Origin of the sequence: Streptomyces sp. MBT65 (assembly GCF_016612545.1) — a bacterium.
In the GTDB taxonomy this organism is placed as follows: domain Bacteria; phylum Actinomycetota; class Actinomycetes; order Streptomycetales; family Streptomycetaceae; genus Streptomyces.
In genome coordinates this window covers 1-994 of record NZ_JAENRY010000659.1, presented here as the reverse complement: position 1 = coordinate 994, position 994 = coordinate 1, and the positions used below count along the sequence as shown (strand labels likewise).

Annotated in this window: 1 protein-coding gene; it reads right to left on the bottom strand. The window is 68.5% G+C overall.

Annotated features, from left to right (window positions below):
• Positions 1-68: 68 nt before the first annotated feature.
• Positions 69-994 (bottom strand): ABC transporter substrate-binding protein (locus JHN63_RS51390; protein ID WP_200691989.1); only part of this gene is annotated, 926 nt, incomplete at its 5' end.

Genomic DNA, 994 nt, shown 5'->3' with positions numbered 1-994 from the left:
TTCAAATCCTGTCCCCGCTACTGAAGGCCGAGGGCCGGAACCCGAAAGGGTTCCGGCCCTCGGTGTTTCTACGGTTGGTGGCCCACCGCCTCCTCGTACAGCGAGCGGTCCACGGTGCGGGATTCCGGAAGTGCGGGGCCCTTCGAGACGCCTGCCGCCTTGTACGCGGCCTGTAGTCGGGTCGTCGTGCCCGCGCGGATCTCCCAGTCCATGGTCAGGGACGGGGTCGATCTCAGGACCGACTCGTCTGTCTTCAGGAGTTTCGCGAGGTATGCGGTGAAGGTCGGGTCGCTCTTGTAGTCGGCCGCGAAGTACGTGTTCACCGTGCGGATGTAGGCCCGGAGGAGGGCCACGCCGGCGTCCACGTCGTCGTTCAGGAGCGTGCGGCCGTAGAGCATGCCGCCCAGGGGCTCGCCGAGGGGCTGGCCGCCCAGGAAGGCGTACGCGGGGTTGTCGTCGACCTGGCGCCAGACCGGGTCGAGGAGCCAGGCCGAGTCGACGCCGCCGTTCTGGAGGGCGGTGAGGACGTCGGCGGAGCCGAGTTGCTGGTACTGGATCTTGTCCAGGCCGCCGCCGTGGGTCGCGAGGGCCTTCTCCATGGGGTACGCGATCACCGAGCCCTTGCCGATCATCGTGCCCATCCTGCGGCCCGCCATCCGGACGTCGGCCGCCGCCTCGCCCTTCTTCAGCTTGACCCACAGGCCGCTCTTCGACTCGGGGTCGGGTGAGAAGTTCCCGGCGACCCACTTGATGTCGAAGCCGCCCTCGACGCCGTTCATGACGGCGGCCTCCGGGGCCGCCCACATCGCGTCTATGTCGCCCTTGGCGAGCAGGGGCAACGCGTCCGGGGTCGGCAGGACCTTGAGGGTGACGTCCAGGCCCTCCTTCTTGAACTCGCCCTTTTCCAGGGCGACTTCGAGCGGGGCGACATACTCCGCGCTCAGCGTTCCGGTCGCGATCGTCACCTTGCGCGTCTTGGGGAGGGGGTCGGGCG